General features: G+C 71.8%; 7 protein-coding genes. 3 read left to right on the top strand and 4 right to left on the bottom strand.

The genetic code is table 11. The features are described 5' to 3' along the window. Positions 1 to 196 (bottom strand): LysR family transcriptional regulator (locus ACWDX9_RS57355; protein ID WP_449971569.1); only part of this gene is annotated, 196 nt, incomplete at its 3' end. Positions 197 to 267: 71 nt separating this feature from the next. On the opposite strand from ACWDX9_RS57355, the gene ACWDX9_RS57360 reads away from it, so the two are divergent. Together ACWDX9_RS57360 and ACWDX9_RS57365 are read left to right on the top strand one after the other, a co-directional pair. After that, a complete protein-coding gene (locus ACWDX9_RS57360) occupies positions 268 to 633 on the top strand; it encodes a YybH family protein (protein ID WP_449971571.1) in 366 nt (121 codons plus the stop codon). A gap of 44 nt (positions 634 to 677) precedes the next feature. Further along, on the top strand, positions 678 to 1,748 hold the full coding sequence (locus ACWDX9_RS57365; RefSeq protein ID WP_449971573.1) for an adenylyl-sulfate kinase: 1,071 nt from the start codon (positions 678 to 680) through the stop codon (positions 1,746 to 1,748). Positions 1,749 to 1,776: 28 nt separating this feature from the next. Here ACWDX9_RS57365 and ACWDX9_RS57370 read toward each other — a convergent pair whose 3' ends face one another. The 3 genes from ACWDX9_RS57370 to ACWDX9_RS57380 are packed head-to-tail and all read right to left on the bottom strand — an operon-like array spanning position 1,777 to position 5,387. Beyond that, positions 1,777 to 2,172, bottom strand: coding sequence for a DUF742 domain-containing protein (locus tag ACWDX9_RS57370; RefSeq protein WP_397174762.1), 396 nt, complete (start codon positions 2,170 to 2,172; stop codon positions 1,777 to 1,779). Positions 2,173 to 2,178: 6 nt separating this feature from the next. Continuing rightward, a complete protein-coding gene (locus ACWDX9_RS57375) occupies positions 2,179 to 2,577 on the bottom strand; it encodes a roadblock/LC7 domain-containing protein (RefSeq protein WP_185075126.1) in 399 nt (132 codons plus the stop codon). Further along, the gene (locus tag ACWDX9_RS57380) at positions 2,574 to 5,387 is read right to left on the bottom strand and encodes a sensor histidine kinase (RefSeq protein WP_449971576.1); all 2,814 of its coding nucleotides are present in this window, start codon (positions 5,385 to 5,387) and stop codon (positions 2,574 to 2,576) included. The genes ACWDX9_RS57375 and ACWDX9_RS57380 overlap by 4 nt, the downstream gene beginning before the upstream one ends. A 314-nt stretch (positions 5,388 to 5,701) precedes the next feature. On the opposite strand from ACWDX9_RS57380, the gene ACWDX9_RS57385 reads away from it, so the two are divergent. After that, positions 5,702 to 6,694: an ABC transporter substrate-binding protein gene (locus ACWDX9_RS57385; protein ID WP_449971578.1), complete on the top strand. Its 993-nt coding sequence runs from the start codon at positions 5,702 to 5,704 to the stop codon at positions 6,692 to 6,694. Positions 6,695 to 6,888 lie beyond the last annotated feature (194 nt).

The raw sequence follows: 6,888 nt of genomic DNA on the forward strand, positions 1-6,888 counted from the left end.
CCCGACCCGCCCGGCCCGCGACGGTCAGCGTCGCGGTGCGGCCCGAGCGGTCGAACAGCTCGGCGCCGAGCTCGCGCTCGAGCTGGCGGATCTGGGCGCTGACGCCGGACTGGCTGATGTGCACCCGCTCGGCGGCGCGGGTGAAGTTCTGCTCCTCGGCGACCGCGACGAAGTACTCCAGCTGCCTCAGTTCCATAACTGGAGATTCTAGCTTCCATCAGAACCATCTGTTGGACTTCTGATAGGTGGCCGGGCAGGGTGGAGACCATGACGGAACACGAGAAGGCCATGCGGCCGGAGGACATCACCCGCCTGTTCGTCGAGCGGTCCAACGCCGGTGACGCGGCCGGGGTGGCGGCGCTGTACGAGGAGGACGCGGTGCTGGCCTACCCGCCCGGCAGCCAGACGGTGGGCCGGGAGGCGATCCGCGAGCTGTGGGAGAAGGTGCTGGCCGGGCGGCCGCACTTCGAGCCCGAGCAGCCGCTGCCGACGCTGATCCACGGCGACATCGCGCTCACCTCCACCCCGCCGAGGGACGGGGCCGGGGCGCGGGCCCAGGTCGTACGCCGCCAGCCGGACGGGAGCTGGCTGCGCGTGATCGACCAGCCCGAGTTCGTCCCGCCCACCGGCTGAAAACGGGTCGCCGGGCGGGGCGGGGGCCGACTACGGTCGCGTGGATGAGCGATGATCGTCTGCCTCTGCTGTGGCTCTGCGGCCCGTCGGGCGTCGGCAAGTCGACGGTCGGCTGGGAGGTGTTCAACCAGCTCAGCCGGAGTGGCGTCAGGACTGCGTTCGTCGACGGCGACCAGATCAGCATGTGCCACCCGCTTCCCGAGGGCGGCACGCACCTCGTACGGGCGCGCCACCTGGCGGCGATGTGGCCGAACTTCCGCCGGGAAGGCGCCCAGTGCGTGGTCCTGTCGGGCTTCGTCTTCACCGACGAAGAGGTCGGCCGGTACACCCGCCTGCTCCCGGACGCCGCGCTGACGCTGTGCCGGCTGCGGGTCGGCCCGGCCGAGCTCAAGGAGCGCTTCCTCGCCAGGGGCTGGCGTCCCGACCTGGTCGAGCAGGCCATGGCGGACGCGGAGGCCCTGGAGCGTACGGACTTCGCCGACGTGTGCGTGAACACCGACGGGCTCTCGATCGCGGAGGCGGCCAGGACGGTCCTCGCCCGGGCCGGGGGATGGCCGCTCGCGCGGGTGCCGGTGCTGTGGTTCTCCGGCGCGACCGCCGTCGGCAAGTCCACGGTCGCGTACGAGGTCTTCTCGCGCCTCATCAGGAGCGGCGTCCCGGCCGCCTACGTCGATCTCCAGCAGATCGGCGTGCTCCGTCCCGTCACCGACGACGCCCAGCGGCTCCGAGCGGCCAACCTCGCCGCCCTGTGGTCCGGCTACCGGTCCGCCGGAGCCCGCTGCCTGATCGTCTCCGGCGACGCCGGCCTCGACACCTACGCGGACTCCCTCCCCGGAGCCGCGCTGACGGTGTGCCGCCTGCACGCCGGCCCCGGCACGCTGGCAGAACGGGTGATGCTGCGCGGGCAGGGCGGAGGGCCGGCCATCCCCGGCGACGAGCTGAAGGGGCTGGATCCCGGCGCCCTGCGGCGGGCCGCCGAACGGGCGGCCCGTGAGGCCGAGGCCCTGGAGCACGCCGGAGCGGGCGACCTCCGCCTCGACACCGACGGCCGGTCGGCGGCGGAACTGGCCGAAGAGGTGCTGGCCGCCTGGCCCGGCCGTCCCGCCGGCGCGTGAGGCGGCCGTCAGCCGGTGGGCGCCGGGCTCAGAGCCGCTGCAGCCCGCTGAGCACCCGTTCCAGCAGCCCGGCCTCCGGCCGCCCGCCGGGCAGGCGCGGGTGGTACAGGTGCAACAGCCCCTCGGCCGCCATGTCGGCGATCAGCACGCGGGCGACCCCGAGCGGGATCTGCAGCACCGCCGCCACCTCGGCCACCGACCGGACCTGCCGGCACAGCTCGCTGATGGCCGCGTACTCGGGCGTGATCAGGGCGAAGGTGTGCGGCGGCGCGTCGGCGGAGCACACCAGGGCCTCCATCGCCAGCTTGATACGCGGCGCCGTACGCCCGCCGGTGACGGCGTAGGGCCGGACCGGCGAATCCTGGTCCTGCTCGTCGGGGTCGGGCGGCGGCCGCCAGCCGCCGCCCCAGGGCGGGTCGGTCATGCGGGCTCACCAGGACTGCCGGGCGCGAAGGGCCGGGGTGAGCACCTGTCCGGCCCGGTCGGCCAGGAGCGTCATCTGGTACGCCACCACACCCATGTCGCAGTCGGGGGCGGCCAGCACGGCCAGGCAGGAGCCGTCGCTGATGGCCACGTTCAGCATGAGCCCGCGCTGCATCTCGATCGCGGTCTGGACGACCGGCCCGCCCTCGAACAGCGTGGCCGCGCCCTGCGTCAGGCTGGCCAGCCCCGAGGCGACGGCGGCCAGCTGCTCGGCGCGTTCGGGCGGGAAACCGGCGGAGACGGCGAGCGGCAACCCGTCGGAGGAGACGACCGCCGCGTGGGCGACGCCGGGGACCGACCGGGCGAAGTCGGTGATCAGCCAGTCGAGGTTGCTGTTGCGGGTCATGGGCCTTCCTCGCGGGTCGTGCTCCCTGCATCGAAGGGAGGGATGCTGCGCATGCAGATGTCGTCGCGGGCCGCTCGGAACCCCTGCTGGTAGCTCGCCATGCGGTCGCGCACCTGCTCGGGCGAGATCAGCGGGATGGGGGCGACGCCCTTGGGCACCGAGGGGTTGTCGGCGCTGCCGGGCACCAGATTGGCCTTGGGCACGCGCTTGGGCAGGCCGGAGGCGGTGGTGCCGTCGTTGGCCGGGCTGGCGGCGGCCTCGGCCGCGCTCCACCCGGCGTCGGCCTGGGGCGAGCTCCAGGCGCCGTCGGAGGTGTCGTGGTTGAACCAGGCCGACTTCATCGCCGCGAAGATCGGCAGGTAGCCGTCGGGGTCGGGGACGGGCGCGACGCCCAGCCCCGTGCCGAGCGGGTCCACGGAGATCGCCCTGGCGGGGACGGACCCGTCCGGGACCCGGCCGTTGGCGATCGGGCCGCCCGCGATCGGGCCCGGCGCCGCGCCACCGAACGCCGGGCTTTCCGGGACCGGGCCTGGGGTCGGGCCGCCGAAGGACGGGCCTCCCGGGACCGGGCCCGGGCCGCCGCGCAGGAGGTCGAAGCGCGCCCTGGCCCCGGGCGTGTCGAACATCCCCGGCCAGATGGAGGCCGCCGACCAGTCCGCCGAGGACTTGTCGGGCCCGGGGTCGGTGGCGAACGACGGCCAGTCGGCCGAACCCGTCCCCACGGCCGGCGAGTACGGCCGTGGGGACGGGACCACGGGCGGGGGAGGGGTGACCCAGGAGTCGGAGATGTCGAACGGCCGCCCGAAGGAGGCCGCCGGCGTCGGCTGGGCGGGCGGCTGCAGCAGCGCCTCCGGCAGGAACACCGTCGCGGTCAGCCCCTTGGAGTCGTTGAGGTGCAGCTGCACCCGGATGCCGTGGCGGTGGGCCAGCCGGGCGACCACGAACAGCCCCATGCGCCGCGAGACCGACACGTCCACCGTGGGCACATTGGATAGGCGCTCGTTGGCCTGCGCGAGCTCGTTGGGGACCATGCCGATGCCGCTGTCGGAGATGGACAGCACGGCGCCGCCGCCCTCGATGGCGGCGGCGGTGACGACGACGGACGTGGTCTGGGGCGAGAACGACAGCGCGTTCTCCACCAGCTCGGCCAGCAGGTGGATGATGTCGTTGACCGCCTGCCCGGAGACGGCGCTGCGGGTGGCGACCCGGGGCGTGACCCGCTCGTAGTTCTCCACCTCCGACAGGCAGGCGCGTACGACGTCGGCCACGCTGACCGGCTTGTTCCAGCGCCTGGGAGGCTCCTGACCGGCCAGGAGCAGCAGGTTCTCGTTGTTGCGCCGCATGCGCGTGGCCAGGTGGTCGAGCGTGAACAGGCTGGCCAGCCGCTGCTCGTCCTGCTCGCCCCGCTCCAGCCCGTCGATGAGCTTGATCTGCCGCTGCACCAGGGTCTGGCTGCGCCTGGACAGGCTGACGAACATGGCGTTGACGTTGGCGCGCAGCCTGGACTCCTCGCCCGCCAGCCGGACGGCCTCGCGGTGGACCTCGTCGAAGGCCCGCGCGACCTCGCCGACCTCGTCCAGGGAGTCGACCCCGATGGGCGGGATGGCCACGGTGGTCTCGTCGCCGGCCTCGTGGAGCGAGCGCACGGTCCGGGGCAGGCGTACCCCGGCGATGTGCAGGGCCTCGGTGCGCAGCCGGCGCAGCGGCCTGACCAGCGACTGGGCCATGATGGCGGTGACCATCAGCACCGCGAGCAGCAGCAGGAGGCTGTAGGTGGCGGCCAGCAGCGCGTCGCGGCGGGCGGAGTCCTGCAGCGTGCGGCTCTGCACGTTGATCGACTCGCCGAGCCGCCGCTGGACGGTCCACATGCCGTCCACGGTGCCGCTGATCGCCTCGAACCAGCGCTCGGCGTCGTCCTCGCGGCCCGGGTCGAGATCGACCCGGCCGCCCTCGGTGACCTGGGCCAGCGCGCGCAGCCTGATCGCCTCGGCGCGGTCCACCAGCGTGCCGGTGACGGTGTCGTCGTAGGTCTGCAGCTGGTCCAGCGTGGCCACCGACCTGAACACGGCGATCTCGCTCTCCTGCTGGGCCCGTGCGGCCATGAAGCGTTCGAGCTCGCCGCTCTGGAAGCGGCCCGCCGAGGCCACCGCGGCGAGCAGGCCGCGCTGCTGCGAGGCGGCGTCGTGCGCCTTGGACAGGGCCGCCAGCGCGCGGACGCTGTTGCCCAGGGCCTCCTGATCGCCGCCCTGGGCGATCTGGTCGTGGAACTGCTGGAAGGCGTTGATGATCTGGGAGTACTTGGTCAGCGCCGGCAGCGCGAGCAACTGGGTGGACTGCACGATGCCGCGGGTCGCGGGGATCTCCGGCAGGCGGCTGATCATCTGCTGGGTGATGGTCCAGGCGCTCTCGCCGTGGTCGGGGGTGATCGTCTGGGCCTTCGCGCGTACGGCGGCGACCGCCTCGTCGACGGGGGCGAACTGCCGGCGCAGCGGCTCCGCGCGCGCGGCCGAACGGCCGGTGGCTACGAAATAGACCGCGAGGTCGCGCTCGCGCGCGAGCTGGTGGGTCAGCTCGATGACGGTGTCACCGAGCTCGGCCTTCTCCAGCACGCGCTGGTACTGGCCCGCCGCGGCCCACGAGGTGATCACCTGCTGGGCTCCGAGCACGACGCCCACCCCGGTGGGGATGAGGATCAGGGCGACGAGACGCGCCCGCACCCGCCAGTCACGCAGTCGCAGCCTGCGCTTCTGCCTCCTGCGGACGTGCGCTAATCGGGGGTGAGGGCGGCGCGCGGTCGGTTGCTTCGTCACTGGCTCCCCACTCTGTCGCCTGAACGCACGCCGGCATGCGAGGCGCGTGATGTGCGCCATGAGACGAAGAGCAATTTGAGCACACACCGACGAGGTAGGCCAACCTTACAAAGACCGTGACATCCATTGGAATGGCCGATTGACCTGGAATCCCTCCTATCTGCCCAAGGTTGCCAGAAATAGGACACTTTTGGACAACCCGTAATGTTCCACCGAGTCATGACTCATGACATTTCATGGCAATTACCGCAGATCCTGCTGTACGATCACCGGCGGCCTTTCGGATGCGTGGACTCGCCAAGGAGAAACCCTCAATGGAATCCGGTTCTGCTTTTCGCGCGTTCCTGGCGTTCCTGGCCGCCGCCACCCTCGCCGGGTGCGGCGGCGGCAGCACCCTCGCGGCGAACCCGGGCGTGCCGGGAGACCTGGAGAAGACCACGCTGACCATCGGTGTCAGCCCCACTCCCTCCTCGGCGCCGGTGTTCATCGCCGATCGCAAGGGCTTCTTCAAGGCCGAGGGCCTGACCGTCAAGACGGAGATCATCCAGGCCCCGCAGCAGGTCATGCCGAAGATCCTCAACGGCGGCATCGACATATTCAAGGGCAGTTACGTCTCCCTCATCAACATCCAGGGCAGCGGCGCCGCCAAATTGAAGATCCTTTCAGATACTTTGCAGGGCGCGCCCGGCATCGCCGGCGTCGTCGTACGCAAAGACTCGCCGCTGCAGACCCCCAAAGACCTCAAAGGCAAGACGATCGCGGTCAACTCCCTGAACAACCTGGGCACCATGTCCATGAGCGCCCATTTGAAGGCGTATGAAGTAACGCCGAAACAGGTGAAGTTCGTCGCCATCGATTTCCAGGCACAGCTGGGCGCGCTGACGAGCGAGAAGGTGGACGCGGCCTGGATGGTGGAGCCGTTCCTGTCGGCCGCCCAGCAGGCCGGCGCCCGGCTGCTGCTCGACACCAACACCGGCCCGACCGACGCGCTGCCGATCGACGGCTGGGCCGGCACGGCGGAGTGGGTGAGCAAGCACCCGAAGACCACCGCCGCCTTCCAGCGCGCGGTCGCCAAGGCCCAGCGCCTGGCCGCCACCAACCGCGCCGAGCTGGCCGAGGTGGTGCCGCTCTACACGCAGACGCCCAAGCAGGCGGTGATGACCATGGCGATGGGCACCTTCCCGACCTCGCTGAACCCCAAGCGGATCCAGCGGGTGGCCGACCTGATGTACGAGTTCGGCTATCTGAAGTCCAAGGTGGACGTGGCCTCCATGGTCGTCCTCGAGCCCGTTCCGCAACCCGGTTAGTCACGGCAGGCGCAGACCTCGCGGCACCGGTCGAGACCGGACCACCGATCGAGCGATCAGCCTGCCGAGGCCCCCAGCCGGGCGCGGCCGGCGATCAGCGCGAGGGTGGCCTCGGCCGCGCGCCGCACGGCCATGTCCACGGCCTGCTCGCCGGTGCCGAACGCGCCCAGGTGCAGCAGCCCCGCGTGCCCGTG

The sequence above is a fragment of the Nonomuraea sp. NPDC003201 genome (assembly GCF_053590415.1).